General features: G+C 57.5%; 25 protein-coding genes and 2 pseudogenes. 12 read left to right on the top strand and 15 right to left on the bottom strand.

Features of this window, described 5'->3' with window-relative positions; translation table 11 throughout:
* Window positions 1-10: 10 nt before the first annotated feature.
* The 3 genes from EL257_RS07275 to EL257_RS07265 all read left to right on the top strand — a co-directional run bounded on the left by EL257_RS07275 (window position 11) and on the right by EL257_RS07265 (window position 3,537).
* Window positions 11-433, top strand: coding sequence for a YybH family protein (locus EL257_RS07275; RefSeq protein WP_126361125.1), 423 nt, complete (start codon window positions 11-13; stop codon window positions 431-433).
* A gap of 55 nt (window positions 434-488) precedes the next feature.
* Entirely contained in the window at window positions 489-2,000 is a 1,512-nt protein-coding gene (locus EL257_RS07270; RefSeq protein ID WP_126361122.1) for a purine-cytosine permease family protein, read from the top strand.
* Between the two features lie 157 nt (window positions 2,001-2,157).
* Window positions 2,158-3,537, top strand: coding sequence for a sodium:solute symporter (locus EL257_RS07265; RefSeq protein WP_126361120.1), 1,380 nt, complete (start codon window positions 2,158-2,160; stop codon window positions 3,535-3,537).
* A 160-nt stretch (window positions 3,538-3,697) separates the two neighbouring features.
* On the opposite strand, the gene EL257_RS28190 is transcribed toward EL257_RS07265, so the two are convergent.
* The 5 genes and pseudogenes from EL257_RS28190 to EL257_RS07245 form a co-directional block, all read right to left on the bottom strand.
* Entirely contained in the window at window positions 3,698-3,826 is a 129-nt protein-coding gene (locus tag EL257_RS28190) for a PA1414 family protein (RefSeq protein ID WP_003184145.1), read from the bottom strand.
* 142 nt (window positions 3,827-3,968) lie between these two features.
* Window positions 3,969-4,165, bottom strand: a pseudogene (locus EL257_RS27895) (LysR family transcriptional regulator); the annotation flags it as partial.
* A gap of 19 nt (window positions 4,166-4,184) precedes the next feature.
* Window positions 4,185-5,114, bottom strand: a complete 930-nt coding sequence (locus tag EL257_RS07255; protein WP_126361118.1) for a DMT family transporter — start codon at window positions 5,112-5,114, stop codon at window positions 4,185-4,187.
* A gap of 261 nt (window positions 5,115-5,375) precedes the next feature.
* Entirely contained in the window at window positions 5,376-5,768 is a 393-nt protein-coding gene (locus EL257_RS07250) for a DUF2177 family protein (protein WP_126361115.1), read from the bottom strand.
* A 148-nt stretch (window positions 5,769-5,916) separates the two neighbouring features.
* Complete coding sequence (locus EL257_RS07245; protein WP_126361113.1) at window positions 5,917-6,753, bottom strand: S1 RNA-binding domain-containing protein; 837 nt, start codon at window positions 6,751-6,753, stop codon at window positions 5,917-5,919.
* Between the two features lie 339 nt (window positions 6,754-7,092).
* Between EL257_RS07245 and EL257_RS07240 the strand changes: the two genes are divergently transcribed.
* The 3 genes from EL257_RS07240 to EL257_RS07230 all read left to right on the top strand — a co-directional run bounded on the left by EL257_RS07240 (window position 7,093) and on the right by EL257_RS07230 (window position 9,148).
* Window positions 7,093-7,281, top strand: coding sequence for a hypothetical protein (locus tag EL257_RS07240; protein ID WP_016985943.1), 189 nt, complete (start codon window positions 7,093-7,095; stop codon window positions 7,279-7,281).
* A 203-nt stretch (window positions 7,282-7,484) separates the two neighbouring features.
* Window positions 7,485-8,201: a TorF family putative porin gene (locus tag EL257_RS07235; RefSeq protein WP_126361111.1), complete on the top strand. Its 717-nt coding sequence runs from the start codon at window positions 7,485-7,487 to the stop codon at window positions 8,199-8,201.
* A gap of 77 nt (window positions 8,202-8,278) precedes the next feature.
* Window positions 8,279-9,148, top strand: coding sequence for a DUF6279 family lipoprotein (locus EL257_RS07230; RefSeq protein ID WP_126361109.1), 870 nt, complete (start codon window positions 8,279-8,281; stop codon window positions 9,146-9,148).
* Window positions 9,149-9,268: 120 nt separating this feature from the next.
* Here EL257_RS07230 and EL257_RS07225 read toward each other — a convergent pair whose 3' ends face one another.
* Window positions 9,269-9,661 carry a transcriptional regulator gene (locus tag EL257_RS07225; RefSeq protein WP_126361107.1) on the bottom strand — a complete coding sequence of 131 codons (393 nt, stop codon included), beginning with the start codon at window positions 9,659-9,661 and terminating at the stop codon, window positions 9,269-9,271.
* A gap of 174 nt (window positions 9,662-9,835) precedes the next feature.
* Between EL257_RS07225 and EL257_RS07220 the strand changes: the two genes are divergently transcribed.
* Both EL257_RS07220 and EL257_RS07215 read left to right on the top strand, forming a co-directional pair.
* Window positions 9,836-10,570: a DUF899 domain-containing protein gene (locus tag EL257_RS07220; protein ID WP_126361105.1), complete on the top strand. Its 735-nt coding sequence runs from the start codon at window positions 9,836-9,838 to the stop codon at window positions 10,568-10,570.
* 88 nt (window positions 10,571-10,658) lie between these two features.
* Window positions 10,659-10,934, top strand: coding sequence for a hypothetical protein (locus EL257_RS07215; protein ID WP_126361104.1), 276 nt, complete (start codon window positions 10,659-10,661; stop codon window positions 10,932-10,934).
* Window positions 10,935-10,985: 51 nt separating this feature from the next.
* Here EL257_RS07215 and EL257_RS07210 read toward each other — a convergent pair whose 3' ends face one another.
* Window positions 10,986-12,326, bottom strand: a complete 1,341-nt coding sequence (locus EL257_RS07210) for a DEAD/DEAH box helicase (RefSeq protein WP_126361101.1) — start codon at window positions 12,324-12,326, stop codon at window positions 10,986-10,988.
* A 191-nt stretch (window positions 12,327-12,517) separates the two neighbouring features.
* On the opposite strand from EL257_RS07210, the gene EL257_RS07205 reads away from it, so the two are divergent.
* Entirely contained in the window at window positions 12,518-13,816 is a 1,299-nt protein-coding gene (locus tag EL257_RS07205; RefSeq protein WP_126361099.1) for a mechanosensitive ion channel family protein, read from the top strand.
* Window positions 13,817-14,097: 281 nt separating this feature from the next.
* On the opposite strand, the gene EL257_RS07200 is transcribed toward EL257_RS07205, so the two are convergent.
* The 8 genes and pseudogenes from EL257_RS07200 to EL257_RS07165 all read right to left on the bottom strand — a co-directional run bounded on the left by EL257_RS07200 (window position 14,098) and on the right by EL257_RS07165 (window position 22,112).
* On the bottom strand, window positions 14,098-15,621 hold the full coding sequence (locus EL257_RS07200; RefSeq protein WP_126361097.1) for a bacteriocin immunity protein: 1,524 nt from the start codon (window positions 15,619-15,621) through the stop codon (window positions 14,098-14,100).
* Window positions 15,622-15,718: 97 nt separating this feature from the next.
* The gene (locus EL257_RS07195; RefSeq protein ID WP_126361095.1) at window positions 15,719-15,994 is read right to left on the bottom strand and encodes a bacteriocin immunity protein; all 276 of its coding nucleotides are present in this window, start codon (window positions 15,992-15,994) and stop codon (window positions 15,719-15,721) included.
* A 2-nt stretch (window positions 15,995-15,996) separates the two neighbouring features.
* Window positions 15,997-16,428 (bottom strand): annotated as a pseudogene (locus EL257_RS28250) (hypothetical protein).
* Window positions 16,429-16,573: 145 nt separating this feature from the next.
* The gene (locus EL257_RS07185; RefSeq protein ID WP_126361093.1) at window positions 16,574-17,053 is read right to left on the bottom strand and encodes a DUF6392 family protein; all 480 of its coding nucleotides are present in this window, start codon (window positions 17,051-17,053) and stop codon (window positions 16,574-16,576) included.
* The gene (locus EL257_RS07180) at window positions 17,050-19,623 is read right to left on the bottom strand and encodes an S-type pyocin domain-containing protein (RefSeq protein ID WP_126361091.1); all 2,574 of its coding nucleotides are present in this window, start codon (window positions 19,621-19,623) and stop codon (window positions 17,050-17,052) included. Before EL257_RS07180 ends, EL257_RS07185 begins: the two co-directional genes overlap by 4 nt.
* A 160-nt stretch (window positions 19,624-19,783) precedes the next feature.
* Window positions 19,784-20,650 (bottom strand): carboxylate/amino acid/amine transporter, encoded by an 867-nt coding sequence (locus EL257_RS07175; protein WP_126361089.1) that lies wholly within the window; start codon window positions 20,648-20,650, stop codon window positions 19,784-19,786.
* Window positions 20,651-20,975: 325 nt separating this feature from the next.
* A complete protein-coding gene (locus EL257_RS07170) occupies window positions 20,976-21,575 on the bottom strand; it encodes an FMN-dependent NADH-azoreductase (RefSeq protein WP_126361087.1) in 600 nt (199 codons plus the stop codon).
* Between the two features lie 222 nt (window positions 21,576-21,797).
* Window positions 21,798-22,112 (bottom strand): 3-phosphoglycerate kinase, encoded by a 315-nt coding sequence (locus EL257_RS07165; protein ID WP_126361085.1) that lies wholly within the window; start codon window positions 22,110-22,112, stop codon window positions 21,798-21,800.
* Between the two features lie 49 nt (window positions 22,113-22,161).
* Here EL257_RS07165 and EL257_RS07160 point away from each other — a divergent pair, with 49 nt between their 5' ends.
* From EL257_RS07160 to EL257_RS07150, 3 genes are read left to right on the top strand one after another with little or no spacing between them, the layout of a single operon-like run.
* Window positions 22,162-23,085: a LysR family transcriptional regulator gene (locus EL257_RS07160; protein WP_126361083.1), complete on the top strand. Its 924-nt coding sequence runs from the start codon at window positions 22,162-22,164 to the stop codon at window positions 23,083-23,085.
* A 14-nt stretch (window positions 23,086-23,099) separates the two neighbouring features.
* Window positions 23,100-23,903: an alpha/beta fold hydrolase gene (locus tag EL257_RS07155; protein ID WP_126361081.1), complete on the top strand. Its 804-nt coding sequence runs from the start codon at window positions 23,100-23,102 to the stop codon at window positions 23,901-23,903.
* Between the two features lie 3 nt (window positions 23,904-23,906).
* Window positions 23,907-24,470, top strand: a complete 564-nt coding sequence (locus tag EL257_RS07150; protein WP_126361079.1) for a peptidylprolyl isomerase — start codon at window positions 23,907-23,909, stop codon at window positions 24,468-24,470.
* Window positions 24,471-24,538: the final 68 nt, after the last annotated feature.

Genomic DNA, 24,538 nt, shown 5'->3' with positions numbered 1-24,538 from the left:
GGGTTCGGTCATGCACGAACGTGATCAGGTTTTGCACGCGGCCGCCGAGTTGGTCGCCGCGTTTGCGCGTAATGATCGCGAAGCTTACTTCGGTGCGTTCAGCGCCGATGCCAGCTTCGTTTTCTACACCCTCGACCAGCCGTTGCTGTCGCGCGATGCCTATCAGGCATTGTGGGACAGCTGGCGCGCCGAGGATGGTTTCGAAGTGCTGTCGTGCACTTCGAGCAACGCTTTTGTCAGCCTGCAGGGTGACGTGGCGATTTTCATCCATGACGTGGCCACCGAGCTGCGCATGCAAGGGGAGCAACACTTCAGCCAGGAGCGCGAGACGATTGTTTTCAGGAAACAAGCGTCGAGCCTAGAACAACAAGGCCTATGGCTGGCCTGTCACGAACATTTGTCCGCAATGCCGGAAGGGCTGCCATCCCCTTAGCCAAGACAGGTGACGTTCACGCACGATGAGCGCGCCTTTATGATCGGAGCAGATCATGAATAACAACAACAACGAAAAAAGCCTTAGCAGCATCGAAACAAACGGGGTCGAACAGATCCCCGATCACGAGCGCGACGCCCGACCCAGCGATTTGTTTCGCTTGATCTTCGGCGGCGCCAATACCTTCGCCACCGCTGTGCTCGGCAGTTTCCCGGTGCTGTTCGGCCTGTCGTTTCAGGCTGGCGTCTGGGCAATTGTGCTGGGTGTGGTGGTCGGTGCGCTGATCCTCGCGCCGATGGGCCTGTTCGGCCCGCTCAACGGCACCAACAATGCCGTATCTTCCGGTGCGCACTTCGGCGTGCACGGGCGGATTGTCGGTTCGTTCCTGTCGTTGTTGACGGCGATCGCGTTCTTCTCCCTTTCCGTATGGAGCTCGGGTGATGCGCTGGTCGGCGGCGCCAAACGCCTCGTCGATTTGCCGGAAACCGACCTGACCCTGGGCCTGGCTTACGGTCTGTTCGCGCTGCTGGTGCTGACCGTGTGCATCTACGGCTTCCGCATCATGCTTTGGGTCAACCGCATCGCTGTGTGGGCCGCGAGCCTGTTGTTCCTGCTCGGCATCTTCGCCTTCGCTCCCGCTTTTGACAGCCAGTACGCCGGTAGTGTGGCGCTGGGCCAGGCCGGGTTCTGGGCGGCGTTCATCGGCGCGGCACTGGTGGCGATGAGCAACCCGATTTCCTTCGGTGCGTTCCTCGGCGACTGGTCGCGTTACATCCCGCGTGAAACGCCCAAGGGCCGGATCATGCTGGCGGTGATTGCTGCACAACTGGCGACACTGATTCCGTTCCTGTTCGGGCTGGCCACCGCGACCATCGTCGCAATCAAGGCGCCGGATTACATTGCGGCGAACAACTATGTCGGCGGTTTGCTCGCTGTGTCGCCGAGCTGGTTCTTCCTGCCGGTGTGCCTGATTGCGGTAATCGGCGGCATGTCCACCGGCACCACGTCGCTGTATGGCACCGGGCTGGACATGTCCAGCGTGTTCCCGCGCCTGCTCTCCCGGGTCAAGGCGACTTTGCTGATCGGCGTGCTGTCGATCGCCTTCATCTTCATTGGCCGTTTTGCCGCGAACCTGGTGCAGAGCGTGTCGACCTTCGCCGTACTGATCATCACCTGCACCACGCCATGGATGGTGATCATGATCATCGGCCTGCTGGTGCGGCGCGGCTTCTATTGCCCGGATGATCTGCAAGTGTTCACCCGTGGCGAACAGGGCGGACGCTACTGGTTCAACCATGGCTGGAACTGGCGTGGCCTCGGTGCGTGGATTCCGAGCGCGCTGGTCGGCCTGTGCTTCGTCAACCTGCCGGGGCAATTCGTTGGCCCGTTGGGCGAACTGGCCGGCGGCATCGACATCAGCTTGCCGGTGACACTGGGCCTGGCGTCGCTGGTGTATCTGACATTGCTCAAGCTGTTCCCGGAACCGCGGGAAGTGTTTGGGCCGACGGATGTGCGCAGCCAAAGCAACGATGCCCCGGCTAAACCCGCCATGCGCCAGGCCGCCTGAACACACGCAATTCCCTGTGGGAGCGAGCCTGCTCGCGAAAGCGGTCTGTCAGTCACATCCTTATTGAATGTACTGCAGCCTTCGCGAGCAGGCTCGCTCCCACACAGAAATTCGACTTTAGCCTCACCATAAAAAAGACAATCGGAGACACGCCATCATGGCTTTGGATTTATTCGTCGTACTCATTTATGCCGCTGCGATGCTGATACTCGGCTACTACGGCATGCGCAAGGCCAAGACCCACGAAGACTATCTGGTTGCCGGGCGTAACCTGGGGCCATCGCTGTATATGGGCACCATGGCAGCGACCGTACTCGGTGGCGCATCCACCGTCGGCACGGTGCGTCTGGGTTATGTGCATGGCATCTCCGGTTTCTGGCTGTGCGCGGCACTGGGTTGCGGCATCGTCGCGCTGAACCTGTTTCTCGCCAAACCGCTGCTTAAACTGAAAGTCTTCACCGTCACCCAGGTTCTGGAAAAGCGCTACAACCCGATGGCGCGCACCGCCAGTGCGACGATCATGCTCGCTTATGCACTGATGATCGGCGTGACCTCGATCCTCGCGATCGGCACCGTGCTGCAAGTGCTGTTCGGTCTACCGTTCTGGATCTCCGTGCTGCTGGGCGGCGGTATCGTGGTGATTTATTCGACGATTGGCGGCATGTGGTCGCTGACCCTGACGGACATCGTCCAGTTCGGCATCCAGACCGTCGGCCTGATGTTCGTGTTGCTGCCGATCTGCCTGTACCGCGTCGGCGGCTGGGATCAACTGGTCGCGCAATTGCCGGCGGCCAGCTTCAACTTCACCAGCATCGGCTGGGACACGATCCTCACCTACTTCATGATTTACTTCTTCGGCATCCTGATCGGCCAGGATATCTGGCAGCGTGTATTCACCGCCAAAAGCGAAAAAGTCGCCAAATACGCCGGCACTTCGGCCGGGATCTACTGCATCATTTACGGCCTGGTCTGTGCCTTGATCGGCATGGCCGCGCATGTCCTGATCCCGGATCTGGATAACGTCAACAACGCCTTCGCCGCCATCGTCAAAGTCTCGCTGCCGGATGGTATCCGTGGTCTGGTAATCGCTGCCGCACTGGCGGCCATGATGTCCACTGCCAGCGCCGGCCTGCTCGCCGCGTCGACCACGCTGACCGAAGACCTGCTGCCGAAGCTGCGTGGCGGCAAACAGTCCAACGTGGCCGTCAGCCGCCTGTTCACGCTGCTGACCGGGGTTGCGGTGCTGGGCATTGCTCTGGTCGTCAACGACGTGATCAGCGCCCTGACCCTGGCTTACAACCTGCTGGTTGGCGGCATGCTGATTCCGTTGATGGGCGCGATTTTCTGGAAGCGTGCGACCACCGCCGGGGCAATCAGCGCGATGACACTAGGCTTTGTCACGGCGCTGGTATTCATGGTCAAGGACGGTATGGACGCCAACACGCCGATCTATTACAGCCTCGGTGTCAGCCTGGTGAGCTTCGTGCTGGTCAGCCTGTTCTCGCCGCGTCCTGCGACAGTGGCGACTGCGATCTGAATCAGCTGTAAGGATTTGATGTTTTCTTCAGCGGGTGTGGCGTCGGTAGCCACACCCGTTTTTTTCGCCTGGCGAAAAGCAAAAGATCGCAGCCTTCGCCAGCTCCTACCTTTTGTAGAAGCTGCCGACGGCTGCGATCCTGAAATCTTGATCGGCGATATTAACGCCGACGTGGCTGGCGCCGACGCTGTTCGTCGTCCGTGCGAATCGGTACCGGTTGCAGAGGCGGTTCGATCAAACCGAGGGCAACCCCCAAATCGTGCAGCCAGTTCTGGATTTTCTCTTTCATCGTCATGCCCCCTTCAGGGTGGTGCTGAGCGGCTGGAATTCTGAGGCCGCTTCGCACTGATAATAGTCCGAAGTCCTACGCAATGCTCGGCCAAATCCGCAAAGTTCTGTTACTGAATTGAACAGAATCCATGGCCATTGGTTCAGGCAATTTCTCCAGATTCCGCTACAGGCGCGGGATAGACAGCCTGCTGCACCTCGATCCACGCGTTGAGATAAGCGCCGGCCATGCCTTTACGCACCATGAGCCATGTTGTCGCACCCCCGACCGGATCGGCCACGGCTGCGCTGCGACGCGCACGCGACCCGGCAGACTGGCGAGCATCGATTCCGTCATCAACAGCCCTGACGCCGGCCGGTTACTGGCCCAGCGCTTTGCGCAACCGTCGACGCAGCCATTGCTCGGCGCTGACAAAGGTGATGCCAAGCAATACCAGCACGGCGCCGATGACGAAGTTCACGCTCAGTTGTTCACCGAGCAGCAACACGCCGAAGGTCACGCCGAACAGCGGGGTCATGAACGAAAACACTGCAAGGTTGGCCGCCAGATAACGGCGCAGCAGCCAGAACCACACCAGGTAACTGAAGAACGACACCACCAGGCCTTGAAACAGCACGCTCGCCACCGCCACGGTGGTCAGGCTGACATGAGTGATCTGGCCGCTGAACAGCGCGATCAGCAGCAGGCCGACAAACCCGACCATCAGCTGATAAAACAGGGTCAGCGTCACCGGTGCTTCCGACAGTCGCGACGCGCGCACCACCACGGTGGTCGCGCCCCAGCAGGCGCCGGCCAGTACGCCGAAGGCATCGCCGAGCAGCATGCGGCGGTCGAGGTTATCCCACGACACACCGCCAGCGAAGGCAATCGCAATCCCGATAAATGCCAGCAGGATTCCCAGCCATTGCAACGGTCGCAGGCGTTCGCTGGCCAGCAGGAAATGCACGCCGAGCGCGGTGAAAATCGGCGCGGTGTAAAGGAACACCGACATGTGCGCGGCGGTAGTCAGTTGCAGGCCTTCGGCGATGAACAGAAATTCCAGACCGAACAGCGCCCCCGCCAGCAAGCCACCGCGCCAGGTGCTGGCGACTTGATCCCAGCCACCCTTCCAGCAAATCAGCAACCCGACCAGCAGCGCCGAAATACCCGAACGCCCCGCTGCTTGCATCACCGGCGCGATGTCGGTTGCCGCCCATTTGATCAGGACCTGTTGCACACCCCAGATCAGGCACAGGCCGATCATCACTTGCAGGGCAAAACCGTCGGCATTACGCCGCTCGGCACTCACCGCGACACCTCGAACACACACAACATGGCAGGCCATCCAATGGTCAGAAAACTGTGTCGGGGATTATCGATCAGATGCGCAGAAAAAGCCGTCTGGAAAAGACATTTAGTTGGTCAGTGGCGTCAGCGGCGAATGGCTGGCGGCTACGCGTCATTCGCGAGCAGGCTCGCTCCCACAGGGAATCGTTGAACGACCCGGAAAATGTGGGAGCGAGCCTGCTCGCGAAGAGGCCAGCGTTGCGATCACGTTCATTGGATCCGCTCACGCCAGTCGCTTCGCCAGCAAAAAGCCCACCGTGCAGGCAATCGCCGTCGCCACCGTCCCCCACGCCCAATCCATCAAACTCACTTGCATCGACCAGCCACGCAAGGTCGCCCAATTCGTCAGATCGTAAGTGCCATAAGCCACCAGCCCCAACAGCGCACCGAGCTTCGCCGCCCGCTGCCAACTCAGCGCCGGCAACACCACGAACACCACGCAGCCAACGACGTACAGACAATAAAAAACCGCTGCGGGAACCAGCAGCGGTTTTTCCAGCATCAGCGAACCGAGCAGTTCGCGATAGGTCGGCGCCATCAGCAGGCCGAGCCAGATCCCGTCGAGCAGCAGAAACGTCAGCAGCGTTGCGACGTAAGCGATCAGCGCCTTTTTCATTTGCCACTCCCTCCAAATGTAGGAGCTGCCGAAGGCTGCGATCTTTTGATCCTGATCCTGATCCTGATCCTAATCGTGATCGTGATCTTGAAGAAAAAAGATCAAAAGATCGCAGCCTCCGGCAGCTCCTACATGGGCCTGCGGTGGGTCAGGTTAGTTCAATGCGATCGGCGTGGATGACCAGCTTGCCTTCCTTGTACAGCGCACCAATGGCTTTCTTGAAATTGCCCTTGCTGACACCGAACAGGCTGCTGATCAGCGCCGGATCGCTCTTGTCGCTGACCGGCAGGGTGCCGTCATTCTCGCGCAACTTGGCGAGGATCTTCGAGTTGAGGCTGCTGGCCGCTTCCTGACCCACCGGTTGCAGGCTCAGGCTGATCTTGCCATCGGCGCGCACTTCCTTGATGAAACCTTTTTCGCGCATGCCGGAACGCATGAACTTGAAGATTTCATTCTTGTGGATCAAGCCCCAGTGCTTGTTGTTGATAATGGCCTTGAAGCCCATGTCGGTCGCTTCAGCCACCAGCAGATCAACTTCCTGGCCCTGGCTGTACGTCGCCGGGGTTTTGTCGAGGTAGCGATCCAGACGCGCGGTGGCGGTGATGCGCCGCGTGTGCTTGTCGAGATAGACGTGCACCACGCAGTACTCGCCGGCAGTCATCTGCCGCTTCTCTTCCGAGTACGGCAACAACAGATCCTTGGGCAGACCCCAATCGAGAAACACACCGATGCTGTTGACTTCCACAACTTTCAGACTGGCGAATTCGCCGACCTGAACTTTCGGTTTTTCGGTGGTAGCGAGAAGTTTGTCTTCGCTATCCAGATAAACAAATACGTTGAGCCAGTCTTCATCTTCGCTGGGAATATCTTTGGGAATATAACGGTTGGGCAATAAAATCTCGCCATCGGCACCGCCATCCAGATATAAACCGAAGTTAGTGTGTTTAACCACTTGCAAACTGTTGTAGCGCCCGACTAAAGCCATTTCCAGAACCCTCATTGCGTGGGCGGCATTCTACCCGTTTTTAGCAAGGCGCCGGGAGGCAGATCGGCGGTTCGCGGGAAATCCGTGCCGCGCCTTGTTTTTCCTCGACTTGGCGCCCCATGCGGTGCCGCTCGTCAGTCGGCTCGGCACGCTCGCGGCAGATTGTCACATGTTCGGTTCCCCTTGATCTTTTCATTTAAAACAGGGGGTTAGCTGGTTATATCGAATACTGACCGAGAATAATGCAGCGCCGCGTTGGGTTATTTCCGGGGATATTTGCCAAGCAATTGTCAAGTTATTACTGTACGATGCCTGGCCGAGTTACTTTTCTACAGGTTAATGGCCGCCATGCGTGTAAAAGCATCCACCAGCAAAGCAAAGCCAGCTCCAGCCGTTGAAACCAGCGAATCGATCAACGATCAGATCGCAGCGTTCCTCAAGTCCGGCGGCGAGATTCAGCAAATTGCCAAAGGCGTCAGCGGCCAGACGTTCGGCCCGTCCAAGCAGATCAGCCTGGGCAAGAAGTAAAACCGGTTTCATCCCGTCCATAGGCGCTTTGAGCTTCGAAGCGTCTGGACTGGCACCGCGTAATCCCCCTCGCTTTAAACAAAAATCCTTTTCAATCGACGAACGGCCATCAATGCCGAGCATTCGCCGGTATCCTTTCACGCGTCTAGATCAAGCGTTTCAGCAGGCCCATTGTCCTGCGCTCGCTGTTCATGGAGAGACGCATGCGCAAAACATTCTGTTTATTACTCGTAGGCCTGCTGGCGGGCCCGAGTGCGCACGCGCAGATTTTCCAGGCTGAGTTGGGCGACTTCGACCTGAAACTCGGCACCACTCCCAGCCGCAGCATGGCCCAAGGCCTGGTCAAACCAGCGGCAGTCGGCTCCTTCCATGGCGGCCTCGATCTGAGCCACGACAGCGGCCTGTATGTCGGCCAGTACGCGCCGAGCATGGGCATCACGCCCGGCAAGGATCTTGAGATCGACTCCTACGTCGGTTTCAAACAGCCTTTCGATCAGATTCTCGGGTACGAAGTCGGCATGATTCACTACAGCTATCCCAGCGTGGAGACCCTCGACAGCCAAGAGCTGTTCGGTGGCCTGACCCTGCTCGGCAGCCGTTTCGGCGTCGCGTTGAGCAACGACCCGGATAAACAAAACAACACTTTGTTTGCCGACCTCGGTGGCAATCAGCCCTTCGGCATCGGCGTGAGCATGAAATACACCACGCACCAGTTGAATACACCCGTGGCGGTAGACGGCGGATATGTCAGCAGTTTCACTGATTGGTCGGTGCAACTGTCCCGACCGTTCATGGGCGTTGATCTGGATCTGACTTACAGTAATTCCAGCCTTAGCGGCAGCGATTGTTCGGCGTACTCCGGCCACAACAGCCAATGCGACGGCCTCGTCACGCTCAAGGCTGTGCGCACTTTCTACTGATCGGCTGAACTGCCGCGCCCATCCTGCATCACATAAGAATCAGTTTCCCGACGCCAGGCTCTCGCAAGGATTTGCCCATGTCTCGCTGGTTCAAACACATTGCCGCCCTGTTGATGTTTACCCTCGCCCTCGGCGCATGCAGCCGCGTGGGCCTGGCCTACCGCAATCTCGACGTGATCATTCCATGGTCGCTTGGCGACTATGTGGACATGAACGGCGAGCAGAAGGACTGGTTCAATGAGCGGCTCAAAGAGCATCTGAGCTGGCATTGCACCACGCAGTTGCCCGGTTACCTGGATTGGCTGGACCGCTTGCAGGCCATGGTCGAGACCAATCAAGTCACCGACGCCGGGCTGCAGGAACGCACCGCCGAAGCCAAACAGGCGATCGCCGAAACCGCCCGTGAAATCACCCCGTCCGCTATCGAGCTGCTGCAAGGGCTGGACGATAAGCAGGTTGCGGAGATGAACGATGCGTTCGCCAAAGACCTGCGCAAACGCCAGCAGGAATACGTGAAACCGCCCTTGGCGCAGCAAATCAAGGAGCGTGGCGAACGCATGGAAAAACGGCTGAATGACTGGCTGGGGCCGTTGAGCGACACACAGAAACAACGCGTCGTCGCGTGGACCAGCGCCTTGGGCGACCAGAATACCCAGTGGATCGCCAATCGCGCGCATTGGCAGCAACAGTTCAGCGCCGCCGTCGCGCAGCGCAAAAGCCCCGAATTTCCCCAACGTATCGAGACGCTGCTGGTCAATCGTGAGCGGTTATGGACAGCGGACTACCGCGAGGCTTATGCCAAGACTGAAGCACAAGCCCGCGCGTTGTTTGTCGACTTGATGGCGGAAAGCACGCCGCAACAACGCGAGCGCTTGTTGAAAAAGATCGAGGGCGTGCGCAAGGACTTCAACGACCTCAAGTGCCTGAAGGCGGCGCAAAAACCTTGAATATATCGATGTTCCTGTGGGAGCGAGCCTGCTCGCGATAGCGTTTACCCATTCAGCACATCCTTGGCTGACAAACCGCTTTCGCGAGCAGGCTCACTCCTACAAGGGAATACCGTTTAATCAAGCGATTTGAGCTTTGGACGCAACTTCATCAAACGTCAGCTCATCCAGCGCATCGTCTTGATCATCCAGCACCTGACGCGGATGGTCATTGCCCGGAATGCTGCTGTCGATCAGGCTCAACAGGCTGGACCCACGCGGGGTCAGAATGAAGTTGTTGCCGGTACTGCCCTGATCATCCGGACGTGGCTCAATGAATCCGCGTTCCAGCAGGAGCTTCTCATAGTCGCAGGCCAGCGTTTTCAGGTGATCGAGGTTGTCGATCGGCTCGCCAGCGCTGGCCTTCTCTGCCGCGTAGTCTTCGGCATAAGCGCGCGGCGCGAAGCTGTGGCCGGCGCTGTTCTGCACTTCGTGAAGCAAACGTTCAATGAAATCCCAGTTATAAGTCGTCATCCTGATCCAACCTCCGGTGCGGGTGATGTGTGCCGCGTTCAAAGGTTGTGACCGAAGCGGCGCGCAGCGGTTCAGCCGCATATTTTGCCCGCGGCCGACGGGCGGTTTGTCGAATCTGCTGTGCGTCGAACGACTAGTCTGAAACAGCCGGTTCAATCCCGCAGGAGACAGGTCATGAACGTTGCAAACCATCCGGTTGTATCACGCGAAGAATGGCTCGCCGCCCGTCAGCAGCACCTGGCCCACGAAAAAGCCTTCACCCGCGAGCGTGATCGGCTGAGTGCCGAACGCCGTGCCTTGCCATGGGTAAAAGTCGACAAGGACTACCATTTTCAAGGGCCCAACGGCGAACTGCAGCTCAAAGACCTGTTCGGCAAGCACAGCCAGTTGATCGTTTACCATTTCATGTTCGCCGAAGGCTGGAAGGAAGGCTGCCAGGGCTGCTCATTTCTCAGCGACCACATCGACGGCGCCGATCTGCATCTGTCCCATCATGACGTCGCGGTGGTGGCGGTTTCCCACGCGCCGTACAACCAATTTCAGCCGTTCAAACAGCGCATGGGCTGGAAATTCGATTGGGTTTCGTCCGAGGGCTGCGACTTCAATTACGATTTCGGCGTCTGCGCCCGTGCGGGAGACGTTGCCGAGGGAAAGGCTACGTATAATTACGAAAAAACTGACAGCGCCGAGGAGGAAATGCCAGGGCTGAGTGTGTTTTATCGCAACGATCAAGGGCAGATTTTCCACACCTATTCAACCTATGCCCGAGGCCTGGACATGCTGGTCGGCGCTTACAACTTTCTGGATCTGACGCCCAAGGGCAGGAATGAGGACGAGATCATGGAATGGGTGCGGCATCATGATCGGTATGACGGCGCGACGAAATCGGGCTGCTGCCATGGCGATTGAGCGCTCGTTGAATCCACAGTTTGTGAACTTTTCTCACGCTTGTGCCCTCAACCGCTGTACCCGCCTTAACCGGAACTGAGGCCTGCCCATGAAAACCCTGATCAAGCTTACTCTCGCCGCCACGCTCGCCAGCGCCCTGCCCGTCTGGGCCTGTACGCCGGAAGAGGCGACGATCAAACGCGAGCAACTGGCCAAGGAAGTCTCGAAGCTTACCCAGCAGAATCCAGACAAGGCAAAGGAGATCAACGCCGAGTTGCAGAAAATGGATCTGGGCACGGCCAGTGCCGATCTGCCGGACAAATGCCAGTTGATCGATCAGCGGTTGAAGGAACTGGGTTCAGCGGAGAAAAAAGCCGACAGTTGAAGGCAAAAAAAACCGGACATATGTCCGGTTTTTTCATGCGCGTCGAAAGCCTTACTCAGCCGCAGGCTCGGCTGGCTTGCGGCGTTTCAGCGGGGCCATGCCGTCGCTGCTGACCAGAGAATCCGGTTTTGGACGGTTGACGCTCTTGCGCTTGGTCGGCGTCTTGGCAGCGGTTTTCTTCTTGTCGCCCTTGGCATCGGTCTTTTTCTTCTTCACGCCAACGGCTTTGCCAGAGGCCTTGACCTTTTTCGGCCCGCCGTAGGTGCCTTTGACTTCCTTGATCGTACGGCGCTCGAAGCTCTGCTTCAGATAGCGCTCGATGCTCGACATCAGGTTCCAGTCGCCATGACAGATCAGCGAGATCGCCAGGCCATCGTTGCCGGCACGACCAGTACGACCGATGCGGTGCACATATTCGTCGCCGCTGCGTGGCATGTCGAAGTTGATCACCATATCCAGCCCATCGACGTCCAGGCCACGGGCCGCAACGTCGGTCGCCACGAGGATCTTCACGCCGCCCTGCTTCAGACGATCGATCGCCAGCTTGCGATCCTTCTGGTCTTTCTCGCCGTGCAGCACGAACGCTTTGTATTCCTGAGCCACAAGGCGGCCGTAGATACGGTCGGCCATGGCGCGGGTGTTGGTGAAGATGATCGCTTTCTGATAGGTCTCGTTGGCCAGCAGCCAATTCACAATCTGTTCTTTGTGCTGATTGTGGTCAGCAGTGATGATCTGCTGACGGGTCGTCGAGTTCAGCTGGCTGACCGCGTTGAGCTGCAAATGCTCTGGGTTGTTCAGGACCTTGGCGATCATGTCGCGCAGGCCGGAACCGCCGGTGGTGGCGGAGAACAGCATGGTTTGCTGGCGGTTCGGGCATTCGTCGACCAGACGCTGCACGTCTTCGGCGAAACCCATGTCGAGCATGCGGTCGGCTTCGTCGAGCACCAGCACTTCGACTTCTTTCAGATCGAGGTTGCCGGCGTTGAGTTGCTCGATCATCCGCCCTGGGGTGCCGATGAGGATGTCCGGCACTTTGCGCAGCATCGCGGCCTGCACCTTGAAGTCTTCACCGCCGGTGATCAGGCCGGACTTGATGAAGGTGAACTGCGAGAAGCGTTCAACTTCTTTCAAGGTTTGCTGGGCCAGCTCGCGGGTCGGCAACAGGATCAGGGTCTTGATGCTGACGCGAACCTTGGCCGGGCCGATCAGACGATTGAGGATTGGCAGAACGAAAGCGGCGGTTTTGCCACTACCGGTTTGCGCCGTCACCCGCAGATCACGCCCTTGGAGCGCCAGCGGGATGGCCGCGGCTTGCACAGGCGTTGGCTCGACAAATTTCAGCTCGGCCACGGCTTTGAGCAGGCGTTCGTGCAGGGCGAATTGGGAAAACACGGGTGCTACCTCGAAGATATGCAAAAAAACAGCTGCATAGGTTACCGGTTTCGAGCGCTCAGGCCGAGTTTCTTTGTGCAAACGGCGACAATCAGTGGTTTTTTTGTTGCCCGATTTGTCACTCGTTGCAATACACAGCGTCTTAAATGCTCTAATCGGTCCTCGCGTCTTACAGAAGAACCGTTTCGCTTATGGAAATAAAACAGCTCTGGCTCAACGTCCAGGACCTCTGGGGCACCCTCGAAGAACATCCGCTTTTACAATCGGGACTGGCGCTGATGGTGTTGCTGGTGATTGCGCTGTTGCTCGGACGAGTGGCGCGCTACCTGATTCTGCACGCCAGCCGCATGCTCGGCCGACAGCCGGCGCTGCACTGGATCAATGACTTTCGCCATAACAAGGTGTTTCAGCGCCTGGCGCAAATGACGCCGTCGCTGGTGATCCAGTTCGGCCTGCATCTGGTGCCGGAGCTCAGTAAAAACGCGACGAACTTTCTCGGCAACGTCGCGCTGGCGTTCACCATTCTGTTCATGGTGCTGGCGATCAGCGCCCTGCTCAACGCCTTGCTCGACATTTACGCACGCACCGAACATGCCCGCACGCGCTCGATCAAGGGCTACGTGCAGTTGGCGAAGATGGTTTTGTACGTGTTCGGCGCGATCATCATCGTCGCCACCCTGATCGATCGCTCACCGCTGTTGCTGCTCTCGGGTCTGGGTGCGATGTCGGCGGTGATTCTGTTGGTGTACAAGGACACGCTGCTGTCGTTCGTTGCCAGCGTGCAGTTGACCAGCAACGACATGCTGCGCGTCGGCGACTGGATCGAGATGCCGCAAGTTGGCGCCGACGGCGACGTGGTCGACATCACCTTGCACACTGTCAAGGTACAGAACTTCGACAAGACCATCGTCTCGATCCCGACCTGGCGGCTGATGTCGGAGTCTTTCAAGAACTGGCGTGGCATGCAGCAATCCGGTGGGCGGCGGATCAAGCGCAGCCTGTTCATCGATGCCAGCGGCGTGCGTTTTATCCGCGACGACGAAGAAGAAAAGCTCTCACAGGTGCACTTGCTGACTGACTACATGAGTCGCAAGAAGGCCGAACTCAAAGCCTGGAACGAAGCACAGGGCAACGTCGCGGCGATGTCGGCCAACCGCCGCCGGATGACCAACATCGGCACCTTCCGCGCCTACGCGCTGGCATATCTGAAGAGTCATCCGGAGATTCAGCCGAACATGACCTGCATGGTCCGGCAGATGCAGACCACCGCGCAGGGCATTCCGCTGGAGATCTACTGTTTCACCCGCACCACTGTGTGGGCCGACTACGAGCGGATTCAGGGGGATATTTTCGATTATCTGCTGGCGGTATTGCCGGAGTTTGGCTTAAGCCTTTATCAGCAGCCGAGTGGTGGGGACTTGCGCGCGGGGTTGCTGCCGGCGGTGTTGGGTTCGGCACATGTTCCGGAACCTGAAAAACACCTCATGTAACCCACAAATTCCCGTGTAGGAGCTGCCGAAGGCTGCGATCTTTTGATCTTGAAAGTCAAAAGATCGCAGCCTTCGGCAGCTCCTACAGGGGATATGCGGTGCGTCGGATGCCGAGGCGGCTGATCCACACAGCCGCGAAGATGACGCGGCCACCGAGGAGCAATCTCCCCAGTTCCTCATGCTGTTTCCAGCGATGGCGGTGTGTCAGCCACCGTCATGCCGACTGACACTGCGCTATCGCCAGCAGGGCTGGCTCCCACAAGTTCCGACGCCACTTCAGCTTAACCCTCGAACATCAGGTACACAGGCTCCAAGTCTGCATCGGCGGGAAAAACCACCACATAGTCATTGAAAGTGACGCTGGCCGAACCAGAAAATAGTTCTATCAGAGGTGTCTTCGGCGACTGGAGGCTGCTCATTCGATAATCAGAGTTGGAAGTCCGCGGCGAAGAATTTTCCAGTGTTTCAGGCAGGCGCCAGATGACGGCCACCGAAGCGTCGCCATCAGCCGTGAAACTGTAGGTTTGCGCAGACTCGTTCCACGTTGCCGGTCGCACTCTTACTCCGGGTTTCAGCTCTTTGTTGACGGGCGTTATTGCCACCTGCTGCAGGCTTGTGATTTCTCTGATGCCTTGAAATAGAGTTCCCTTCGGCACTGCATAGTGGCCGCTGCTCATTCTGAAAGGGACATCGACGATCCCATTAGTCGCAGCAAGATATTGCCAATCCAGCCCCTCAAGCACCATGAACTCGGACAAAGGTACGCAAACCCCGTAACGGCCCACCTCCGCGCGACTGCGAAATTCGAAACGCAATACGCCGGCGTATTGAATTTGTTCCCTCGGCATGTTGGAGGTGATCTGCCACGTAAACTCCGCAACAGCCGAACGAATGGATTTTTGCAGATCCACGCGATGGGATTCCAAAGTGCGCGATAGTTCGCCATCGATCAGTAGCGCCGGGCGTGCATCGACGAAAGAAAACGGAGCAATCAGCTGCACAGGCGAAGGGGGCGATCCTGCGTTCTGTCGCTCGCGTAGTTCTACAAGTTGCGACTGGGCAGTCTTTAGAAGTATTTCGGCCTCTTCTTGAAACCGCTTGAATTGCTGATTAACGACAGTCAGGCTCGCTACATATCCGTCATAGGTAGCGCCAATTTGCTGGGCAATGCTCTGCCACTGCCCCCGCTCAGCTTGCACGTAATTCGCCTCACGCTGCGCATTGTCTCTCTTGAACTGGACGCTCATTTTCCAGGACTCGTAACCGCGAACAGCGATACGGGCATTGAACTCGGCGATCTCCAGACTGCGAATATCCTTCTCAAAGTCCGAAGCGGTTATCTGCGCATTCAATCGTCTGCGCAGATCACCAATCCGTTGTTCGAGAAGGCTGAGTGACGCTTGCGCAGCACGCTGTGAGGTCGTCAGATCAGCACTGGCTTTTTGGTTATCAATCAGTTCTCGGGCAATGCGTTGTTGATTTATTTGCGCCCAATTGATCGTCGCTGGAGGTATGACCGGCTGTGCAGGCGAAGCCAGCGAGGCCTGCCCCTTGAACGCCACACGACCCTGTTTACGGTGCCAATCCTTGACGTAGTAGACCACGGCGTCAGCGGAGTTTGGATTAGAGTATTCATCAGGAGGATCGAACAGTAGATCGGCGCCCTTGGGATGACCTGCTATCCGGTCAAAATGGTTGATCAACCGATCATGATCGGCTTTTTGCAAATCGACAGCCCAGATTCTGTCGACCAACGCTTGGAATTCGGGTTCGGTGTAATCCTTGAGGGATGGTTTCAATTGCATGATCTAAACTTCCTTGTTTATTAGTTCAGCGTACAGCGAAGGTACCCGCTCGGTGGTCGAGCGAATACCGGCGCAGAGGTCCGAGATTCGAAGGCGCTTACTCAGGTTTCAAGCCCGGCTTATTGTTAAGTGCCCGCCATTCCTTAATCACTCGCAGTACATCTTCAGGAGTGCTTTCGCATCCCGCTTTAGGATAAAAAATCAAATCAGACTGATCAGGATGTTGAGTTAATTTTTCGAAATGCAGTACCCCTCTTATGACGAAGGCATCGTATTCATCAGCAGACATCTCCTCCCGTGCCTCATAAGGAGCTCGTAAAAACTCTAAAAATTCGGATTCGCTGTAATCCTCAAATTTTTCTTTAAAAATCACTTTCAGTTTCCTTTCCTGTGCAGATCAATATGTTGTCTTGGAGGTAGCACTATCAGGTTGTCCATATCGTAAACAGCCCCACCTTTGGCGACTTCTTCAAGGTGGTGAATTTCAAGTTTCACTCTTCCCCCGTTCCTATCGTTGGCGGACGCGAATGGCGCATTCTCTTTCTTCATCAATTGCAAATCGATCGGGCTAAATCTTCTACTCAATACTCAATTTGCAGCGACAGCCCTCCAAAATGCACGGCGAAATCCATGAAAATTACTGAACTCCTTCCCTCTTAGTAGATCCGCGATTTGGGAAGGAATAGGGAGTCCTTTTGCTGTCCAACTCCCCTGCCAATCGTTCGAAGCCACAGAACCTGTCCCCGTCGCAACTCCCGGATCATCCCGCCGATCCAGAAACAACACATCCGGCGAAGGCAATTCCATATCCGCCGGGAACCCGGGAATACTCGCACCAACCTGCCCTTCATCGACAGCCGGAAACGTCTCGTTTGCCGGTAGGTCGGAATGAAGGCTGAGGGATCGAAGCCATAAAGCCGTAAGTAACAGCCGCAACTCCGCACTTATTCAGTTACTCTCGCGCTTTATCAATCAACGTAAAGACCAACGTGTCAACCTGCATATCAGCTGTATATTGAAAGACCACCTTTACTCCGGGATAAAGTTTTTGATCAAGCGGATAGGACTCCCAACCGCCTGTCTGGCCCATTGGTTCAGGCATCTTTATAGGCCCCCTGGACTCAGTGGCTTTTCCGAAAAGCGCATGTACATCTCTTTGATCCATATTTTTTTTATAGGGTGCAGAAAGCTCCCCCTGATAAACGGTAGTGGAGGGCGTGGTTTTTTTCAAAGTAACAAATAAAGTTTCCAGCTTTTTTGTTTCGGCCCAAAAAGCAAGACTTAACCCAGCCTCCAACTCAACATCCAGCAAATCACAATCCGGGTACAGCGCATCTAACTTATGAGACGCGACAAAAAAACCTTTATCCAAGAGAACATCATACGTTTTACCAAGAACAACTATCCATTTATGAATTTCCAGCATGTTCATTCGTACCACCCTTGACGGTTATGAAGATCGTGAATCTCAGAACGAGCTTTCTCTATAGACACCTCATCAAATCCCATCTGCGACAGACCAATTTTTATAGCGTCAAAATTTATGTCTACGGCACGTCGCAGGCTCTCCGCGTCCGCCATCTGCTTATTTCTATTGTTCCGTCCACCATAAGTTTCACTGAATTTTTGATGTACATAAACTGGAATTGCCACACTGGGGGCTTTGTTCACCATATCTGCCCTTCTTTGCCGGTTAAGCTCTGGAAACGCATATCTCAAATGGAGATCCAACGCCTTTCGCGAAGGAATATGGTCTATATCCAACCCATCTCCCCTACTGCGCCCACTCAGCTCGTTATACGGCCCAACCTCCAGCGGCTCCACCGGTGGCCCGACGAATACCAGGTCCGGCGAAGGCAACTCCATGTCCGCCGGGAACCCGGGAATATTCGCACCAACCTGCCCTTCATCGACAGCCGGAAACGTCTCGTTTGCCGGTAGGATCGGGATGACAGGCTGGCCGGGATAAACCACGGGCGTTGACGGAGCAATCGGTGTGGTGGTTGATCCAAGCTGCTCCGCGCCCGGAGGGACAGGTGGCGTCCAGGTACCAATTCCCACGGGCGGAACCGGCCAGGGCTGAACGTTCGGCAAGACGCCTCGACGGCCATGAGCGCTTCGCGGCGTGGCAACACTGATCTTGTCGAGGTTGAACGGATTGGCACCGATTTCTGCGGTTTCCTGAAAACGCAGTTCGAAGTCACGCCGTTCTCCAACCCAGGCGCTTTTCGGTGCGTAAGGTGCGAAGCCTTTTTCGACGCGTTTTTTATTCACCTCATCGAATTGTTCGGTGAGCGCCGCTTGCTCGCCGAGTGTTCGCCAAAACGTCTGGTCAAAGGCTCGGAATGAAGTGATCTCCCGGCCACGAAGTTGATCGCCAATCTGGGTAGGTATGGCCGCGCCGGTCGTGCCAGTCGAGTGCTTCCACCAGTCGGCGGTGGCGGGCTGCCCGGTCCCGGTGACAATGCCCGATCCCAATGGTGGAGGGCTAAAGGACAAATAGATCGGTGCCGAACCGGGCAGACAGATAATGCAATCCTGAATGCGTAGGTCAGCGCCCTTGGGCAGGTTCTGCGTCAGCGGAGGGAGTACCGCAACCCGAGCTTGGCTAGAGGCGGATTGCGAAACGGGAATGTCCGCTGTGAACTGCAAGTATCGAGTCGGGGAGCCGGGTACTTGAGCGGTGTAATCCCCGGTCAGGGGATCTAGTACCGCGTTGATGACCGGTACCTGAGTACCGATGTCATTACCTGTGGCGACCACAATCACCGCGGTTCCGTCGGGCACATTCTCGTTTTTGAGCCGGTAAGGCATCTCGACCGAACCGCCGGAATCCGCTATCGACCGCAGCGCTTGCTCATCAGAAAGGCCGAGCGCCTGAGCAGGAACGGCCACAGACTGGAAAAGTCGCCGCCTCTGTTCCGGAGTCAGTTCGCCATTGCCCAGCGTCGGGGAGTACACCAACCCGGCAATCAAGACAGTGGTCGGTCGGGGACCCAATGCGGGAAGGGCAAGCCGACTGACAGCTTCTTGCACTGCCTTTACAAGAAGCTTGGTGGACACATCAGCCACCCACGCCCCGGCTTGCATCAAAAACGTTGCGCCAGGCGCCATCGGGACGGTGAATGTATTGGCCTGCCTGAGCTGACTTACGCGGGCGTTTTCGTCAACTTGTTGCTTGAACCGAACACGAGCTTCACGCTGTTCAACAAACTTGCGCTGCGCTTCCCAATTAGCATCCCTTTCGCGCCAGACCACCTTTTGCTCTGCGTGATGGCGGGCCAGTGCGGCGGACTTGCCGCGCAGCACATTGATTTGCGACGCCAGCAACCGCGCCTCATGGGCCGCGTTATAAGCGGTTTCCCAAATCTGGTGACCGTCATTGAGTGCCTGACCAAACTGCTCCAGTCGTGTCAGGTAATCGTTGGCGTTGCGGGTCAGCGGATCATGGCCATCGAAGGATCGGGCCAAGGTATTTTTTGCGTTGAGGTCTGCAGTTTTACGGGCGATCAGTCCGTCAATTTCATTCTTCTGCAGCGTGATGGTATGAAGCTGCCAGCGCTCGCTGTTATTGATAGTCGGCGGTCTGCGCGAAGCGACAATTTCCTGCTCCAGCAACGGCGATAGTTGCTTGGTTCGCTCAGCGAAGCGGCTATCTGCTGCGGCTCTGATAACGTTATGTCGCTGAGCCAGACTTTCCAGAAACTGCAAAAGCGCCTGCTGGCGCGCCTGTTCCTGAGCCCGCGCTTGGGCCGCCTGTGCTTGCGCCGCTTCGGCCTGCGCTCTGGCCGCCGCCTCGGCCTGCTGATTTGCCTGCGCCTGACGATGAGCCGCTAAAGCACGTTTTCGAGCTTTTTGTTTTTTCTTGCTGGTGCCACCGAAACCGCCGGAGACGCCACCGCCACCACCAAAGCCGCTTCCGGAGCCACCGCTTGAAGCAGGTGGCCCGGAGCGGATGACAACATCGCCTGACGTGCCATCGTTGAATGTGTTTTGTGCCATACAGTCACTCCTTGTCTGTAGGGCACAGCGTGTCGATCAAGCGGTAGTCAGGTGCGGTACATAGTTATTGCGTATGAAAAAAAACGGACTGCGATGGCGCAGTGTCAGCCAAATTGATATGACCGACACTGCGCTATCGCCAGCAGGGCCCCCCAGGGGGTTAGGCGTTGACGGTGGATTTGCGGATGCCCAGCCGGCTGATCCACACAGCCGCGAGGATGACGCTGCCACCAAGGAACAATCTCCCCAGTTCCTCATGCTGATTCCAGATCAGCAGGTTCAGCAACAACCCCACCGGTACGTGCAGGTTGTTCATCACCGCCAGCGTGCCGCCATTGACCATGCATGCGCCCTGGTTCCACCAATACAGGCCCAATGCAGTGGAGACCAGGCCGAGGAACAGCAACACGCCCCATTGCAACGGTGCCTCGGGCAAGAAGTTGGCTTTGCCGAACATCAGGAATGCGGGCAGCACCACCGCCAGCGCACCGAGGTAGAAGAAGCCGAAACGCCGGTAATGCGGCAGATCGCTCGGGTGCTTCGCCACCAGATGTTTATACATCACCTGACCTGCGGCGTAGGTGAAGTTGGCCAGTTGCAACAGCAAAAAGCCCATCAAGAAGTCAGGGCTGATGCTGTCGAAACGAATCACCGCGGCCCCGCCGACTGCCACCAGTGCGGCGATTAGGGCCCAAGGATTGAAGCGACGGTTCAGCGCGTCTTCGATCAACGTCACGTGCAAAGGCGTAAGAATCGTGAACAGCAACACCTCCGGCACCGTCAGCACGCGGAAGCTCAGGTACAGGCACACGTAAGTCACACCAAACTGCAGCGCGCCGATCAGCAACATGCCACGCATGAACGCCGGCTCGACCGAACGCCAGCGCGTCAACGGAATAAACACCAGCCCGGCCAGTACCACGCGCACCAGCACCGCGAAGTAACTGTCGACATGCCCGGCCAGGTACTCGCCGATCAGACTGAAGGAAAACGCCTGGATCAGCGTCACAAAAAGTAGATAGCCCATGCTCGCCTCGGAAATCGAATGGCGGCGACGATAGCGGTTTTTACTTTCTGGAACCAACACAAATCCCCATGTAGGAGCTGCCGCAGGCTGCGATCTTTTGATCTTGTTTTTTAAAACCAAAAGATCGCAGCCTTCGGCAGCTCCTACACGGGGCTGTGTCTGCTTTCAAATCGCAGACAAAAAAAAGCCCGATCTCGCTAAAGCGTTCAATCGGGCTACAGCACTCAGGAGCAAAAAGTGCAAAGGGAGGTTCGATGCGCGTGGAACCTTGAAGGGGTTGCGCCAGGTCACTAGACCATCCAGCGATTATCTGGCGATTAACCGATCAAGCGACCTGGGACAATTTGGCGTTGGCCTGATTCAGCCCCTTCTCCTGGAAGTCACCGCCCAGGTTCATGCCTTCAGCGTGGATAAAGGTCACATCGTTGATGCCGATGAAACCCATCACCTGACGCAGGTACGGTTCCTGGTGATCCGCCGGACCACCGGCATACACACCGCCGCGTGCGGTCAACACAAATGCACGCTTGCCGCTGAGCAAACCTTGTGGACCGGTTTCGGTGTACTTGAAGGTCACGCCTGCACGCAGCACGTGGTCGAGCCAGGCCTTGAGCGTGCTTGGGATGGCGAAGTTGTACATCGGTGCAGCCATCACCAGCACATCGGCGGCGATGAGTTCATCGGTCAACTGGTTGGAGCGGTCCAGCGAAGCTTGTTCGATTTCGTTGCGCTGTTCGGCAGGCTTCATCCAGCCGCCCAACAGGTTGCTGTCCAGATGCGGAACCGGGTTCACGGCGAGGTCACGCACGGTGATCTGATCGGCAGGGTGCGCGGCTTTCCACTGAGCGATGAAGGTCTGGGTCAGTTGACGGGAAACCGAGTCTTGCTGGCGGGCGCTGCTTTCGATGATCAGAACGCGGGACATGGTGTGTAGCCTCCATCCGAATATGTTGTAGGTCGATGGAGTGAAGGTTAAACAGAGTCGAGTCGATGAAAAAGCGCAAATAATTGCTGCAAAGCATCGAATAATTCGTTTAGATGCACCTCGTGGGAGCGAGCCTGCTCGCGAAGGCGGTGTGTCAGTCAAGGAATGTGTTTACTGACACACCGCCTTCGCGAGCAGGCTCGCTCCCACAGGGAAATAGCGTTATTTCGGGGCGCAGGTCAGTTTGATCCGCAGCTTGATGATCTCGCGGGTGAATTTGGCGGTGGCGTTTTTATGTTTGCCCGCCGGGACGTCGATGGTGCGCGTGCGTGGCGCTTCCGGGCCATTGCTGAATACCGCTTTGCAGGTTGCGTCGACATCGCCGTAGTTGGCCACCCGAATCGAGCCGATGTCGTTATCGGTGTCGAAGGTTTCATAATCGATCTTCATGCCATTGAGATCCTTCTGCACATCGATCGGATAGGCAAACGCGGTCAGCGGCAGCAACGCCAGCAGCACACAACAGAATTTTTTCATTCGGCAGTCTCCATGAGGGACGGCCAGCTTAGGACAAGAGGAGCTATTGATGAAAGCGCCCCGCGTGACCCTGGATCAATGGCGAACATTACAGGCCGTGGTCGACCACGGCGGATTCGCCCAGGCCGCCGAGGCCTTGCACCGTTCGCAGTCGTCGGTGAGCTACACCGTCGCCCGTATGCAAGATCAGCTCGGCGTGCCGTTGCTGCGCATCGACGGGCGCAAAGCCGTGCTCACCGAGGCCGGCGGCGTCTTGCTGCGCCGGTCGCGGCAACTGGTGAAACAGGCCAGTCAACTGGAAGACCTCGCCCATCACATGGAGCAGGGCTGGGAAGCTGAAGTGCGGCTGGTGGTCGATGCGGCGTACCCGAGCGCACGGATCGTCCGCGCACTGACCGCGTTCATGCCGCAGAGTCGCGGCTGCCGGGTGCGGCTGCGCGAGGAAGTGCTGTCGGGCGTCGAAGAAGTGCTGCTCGAAGGCGTCGCCGATCTGGCCATCACCGGCCTGAGCATTCCGGGGTATCTGGGCGCGGAACTGAGCGATGTCGAGTTCGTCGCCGTCGCCCACCCGGACCATCCGCTGCATCGGCTTAATCGCGAATTGAGCTTCCAGGATCTGGAAACCCAGATGCAAGTGGTGATCCGCGACTCCGGCCGCCAACAGCCACGCGATGTCGGCTGGCTCGGCGCCGAACAGCGCTGGACCGTCGGCAGCCTCGCCACGGCCGCTACGTTCGTCAGCAGCGGCCTGGGCTTCGCCTGGCTGCCCCGGCACATGATCGACCGGGAACTCAAGGATGGCTCGCTCAAGCTGCTACCGTTGGATCGGGGCGGCAGCCGCAACTCCAGCTTCTATCTGTATTCGAACAAGGAGAAACCCCTGGGCCCGGCGACGCAAATCCTCATCGAACTGCTGCGCACTTTCGACACCTTGCCGCTGGACGCACCGTTCGCCGCACCTGAACAAGCCTGACATGGAGTTCACCGATGGCGTATTTCGAGCATGAAGGTTGCAACCTGCACTATGAGGAATATGGCCACGGTACGCCGTTGCTGCTGGTTCACGGGCTCGGTTCAAGCACGCTGGACTGGGAAATGCAGATCCCGGCACTCGCCGCGCAGTACCGGGTGATCGTCCCGGACATTCGCGGCCACGGGCGCTCGGACAAACCCCGCGAGCGCTACAGCATCGCCGGCTTCAGCGCCGATCTGTTCGCCTTGATCGAACACCTGCGCCTCGGCCCGGTGCACTACGTCGGACTGTCGATGGGCGGGATGATCGGTTTTCAACTCGCCGTCGATCAGCCGCAAGCGCTCAAGACCTTGACCATCGTCAACAGCGCGCCGCAAGTCAAACTGCACACGCGCGACGATTACTGGCAGTGGTTCAAACGCTGGAGCCTGATGCGTCTGCTCAGCCTGGAAACCATCGGCAAAACCCTCGGCAGCAAACTTTTCCCGAAACCGGACCAGGCTGATTTGCGGCAGAAAATGTCCGAACGCTGGGCAAAAAACGACAAACGTGCTTATCTCGCCAGCTTCGATGCGATTGTGGGCTGGGGCGTTCAGGAACGACTTTCGCGAGTGACCTGTCCAACCCTCATCGTCACCGCCGACCGCGATTACACGCCGGTTGCACTGAAAGAAACCTATGTAAAACTGCTGGCCGATGCGCGTTTGGTGGTGATCACCGACTCGCGCCACGCCACGCCGCTCGATCAACCCGAGCGTTTCAACCAAACGCTGCTGGAGTTTCTCGCAGCAGCCGAATCCAAAACTCAGGATCACTGACCCATGCTGAAAAAACTCGTCCTCGCCGCCGGCACCGTACTGTTCGCCGCCAACCTGATGGCTGCCACACCGGCCAAAGCGCCGCACGTGCTGCTCGATACCACCAACGGTCAGATTGAAATCGAACTGGACCCGGTCAAGGCGCCGATCAGTACCAAGAACTTTCTTGAATATGTCGACAGCGGCTTTTACACCAACACCATTTTTCACCGCGTGATCCCCGGCTTCATGGCCCAGGGCGGTGGTTTCACCCAGCAGATGCAGCAAAAAGAAACCAAGGCGCCGATCAAGAACGAAGCCAGCAATGGCCTGCACAACGTTCGCGGCACCCTGTCGATGGCGCGCACTTCCAATCCGGATTCGGCCACCAGCCAGTTCTTCATCAACGTTGCCGACAACGCCTTCCTCGATCCGGGCCGTGACGCCGGTTACGCGGTGTTCGCCAAAGTGGTCAAGGGCATGGACGTGGTCGACGTCATCGTCAACTCGCAGACCGCCACCAAACAAGGCATGCAAAACGTGCCTGTCGACCCTGTGATCATCAAGTCGGCCAAGCGCATCGACTGAGTACTCCAGGGCATATCGAGCGGCGCCGGGCTGACCCCGCGCCGCTCACACTGATAAAAGGAGAGCCC

Source organism: Pseudomonas fluorescens (assembly GCF_900636825.1).
Classification (GTDB): Bacteria; Pseudomonadota; Gammaproteobacteria; order Pseudomonadales; family Pseudomonadaceae; genus Aquipseudomonas; species Aquipseudomonas fluorescens_BG.
The sequence above is the reverse complement of the archived record's forward strand: the minus strand, read 5'-3'. Positions and strand labels throughout refer to the sequence as shown.